Origin of the sequence: Terrisporobacter sp., assembly GCF_017888745.1 — a bacterium.
Lineage (GTDB): Bacteria > Bacillota > Clostridia > Peptostreptococcales > Peptostreptococcaceae > Terrisporobacter.
The window spans coordinates 1-2,548 of record NZ_JAGHFM010000186.1; the positions used below are offsets into that span (position 1 = coordinate 1).

Below are 2,548 nucleotides of genomic sequence, written 5' to 3' on the forward strand. Positions count from 1 at the left end.
GATTTCTAGTAAATCTATGTTGGTATAAAATATAATAAAATAAGGTTAGTTAAGTTAGCCTTATTTTTTTGACAATATTAAAAAATAGAAAGAAGGGAATATAGTGAAAAAGTATACATTAAGTGAAATAACAAAAGAAGTAACTGGATCAAATGAAGACGATTATTACTGGGAAAGCGAAAAAGAATCTATACGTAATATACAGAGAACATTGAATGGTATATTTGGGAAGTATGAAATTACAGACTCAAATAAAAATCAATATATAGAAATTTATAAATTAATGTATGACGATGATAATATAAAGTCTCTGATGAATAAACAATCTAGAATATCTAAAAAAATAGAAAGAAAAGAAAAAACATTAATTATACCAACTGAATTTAAAAATAAAAAAATAAATGAAACAATAATGACTTTGCCAAGTGATAAATATGAATTTACAAAAGAAGAGCTAATGATAATTTTAGAGCTTTTACTAGAATTTTTTAGGGAACAAGAAAGTCATTTAGAATTTGCAATCGAAAATATGATAATTAATCTGAATTCAGAGGAATATGATTACTTATTAGATGAATTAGAAAAAGAATTAAGAAGAATAAAAATGTCTATTCAAGGATATCCATATGAAGAAAAAGTGGAAAAAATGAAAGAAATAAAAGAGTATTTAAGAAGCCAACGGTTAGAAATTGATAAAACAATAATGGATAATCTTATCCTTCCAAAATAAGTTTTAAAATTAAAATTATACCATAAGATTAGGGAATAAGTAAATGGTAAATTCTCTGATCTTATGGCTATTTTTTTACCATATTTTAGACTTAGGTGAGTATAGTACTATAGTTATAGACCTACGAGGTGACTAAAAAATATCATTTAGGAGGAATCTAAATATGGCAATTAAACATAGAAAAAGACTAGGAGAAGGAATACTAGTAAACAGATCTAAAACACTAGATAAAGAAGTAATACATGAGTCAGTAGAAAGAAGTTCATGTGAATTTAATCAAGAAATAGAAGCAATAAAGGAAGAAATGGATGAAAAAGTAAAAAGAAATAAATATGAAACTAAAAACTACTATAGTGATGGAGAAAAGCTATATGTGAAATCATCGGATAAACTTGGAAATATAAAACTTGGAAGGCATGTATGGGCTAAAGAAAACCATTATAACATAGATGACAAAACAGAAAAGATTCTGTTAGAGTTCATGACAGTAAGAAAAATGGAAACAGAATTACTTAACCGACATGACTGTTTAGTGGAACGTAATCTAATGAAATTACAAAATAAAGGAGGTGATATAGTTAAAAGTAATGGAAGACATGTAGTGGAATGTATAAGAGAATGTGAGGACTCTATTATTAAGAGATATATTCATTCCAAGTTAGGATTCATGGAGTATGATGGAAAGACAATATACAAACTACATGAAGCAATAGGAATAAATTCAACATATGTAGGTACATATGATGTTAAGCCAAAGGGATCATATGATGAATACATTAAAATGATACAAAATCATGTTGTAGGTAATGTAGAATTAGAATTTGCATTATTAAGTGGAGTATCATCAATTTTTTTAGGATATATAGGTGAAGATTTAGGATTAGACTCTAATATAATACATCTTGTTGGAAACTCAACTACTGGAAAATCAACAGCTTTAAAATTAGCTATATCATGTTTTGGTTATCCAGGTTCTAAAGGAGGTCTATATGGAACTTACAATGGAACAAATAATGCCTTAATAAAAAAACTAGGAGGTTTAAAAGGAGTACCATATGCTTTAGATGAGATATCTATGTCGGATAATAGCAACTTTACTAGATTTGTATATAGTTTAGCAAATGGAGCTGACAAGGAACGTTTAAACAAAGACTCTGAACTAATGGAAAAGGAATCTTGGTTGACAACAATATTATCTAATGGTGAAAAGTCTATAACTAGATCCTCTAATAATAATGCAGGATTACAAGTTAGAGTAATAGAAGCAGAAAACTTTAATTGGACTAAAAGTCCAGAACATGCAGAAGCTATAAATCATGTTATTTTAAATAACTATGGTCATTTAGCAATAGAATTTGCACAGTATTTATTAGATCAAAACAAAAATGAAGTAATTAAAAATTACAATCAAGAAAAAATTAATCTATACAATGAACTTCGTAAAAGAAATGTCTATGATGATATGTCAATGAGAAGATGTAGCAAGTTTGCTATTATCATACAAACTGCATTTATCATAGAAGAGTTATTAGATATAGAACTAGATATAGGAGGGATAGTAGACATGATAGTTAGTATAGAAAGAGAATCAATAAAGTATAGAAACTTCAATAAAGTAGTAATGGACTTTATAAAACAGTATGTAGATAGGTATAGAAATAAGTTTGATGGAAAATCAAAATCTAACTCACAAGAGATATTAGGAAAAATCACAGAGAAGGAAGACTATACAGAACTTCAAATGGAGCAACTTTCTTTTGAACTAATGATAAAAGAAGGAGGATACGAGGATAGAAAGATAGTTCTAAAAGAACTAAA

At 27.2% G+C, this 2,548-nt stretch carries 2 protein-coding genes; both read left to right on the forward strand.

The annotated features are described in order from the left end of the window. Positions 1-103 precede the first annotated feature (103 nt). Positions 104-730 carry a hypothetical protein gene (locus tag J7G74_RS09090; protein WP_297134392.1) on the forward strand — a complete coding sequence of 209 codons (627 nt, stop codon included), beginning with the start codon at positions 104-106 and terminating at the stop codon, positions 728-730. A 163-nt stretch (positions 731-893) separates the two neighbouring features. Next, the coding region (locus J7G74_RS09095; RefSeq protein WP_297134395.1) for a DUF927 domain-containing protein at positions 894-2,548 on the forward strand (1,655 nt) is incomplete at its 3' end.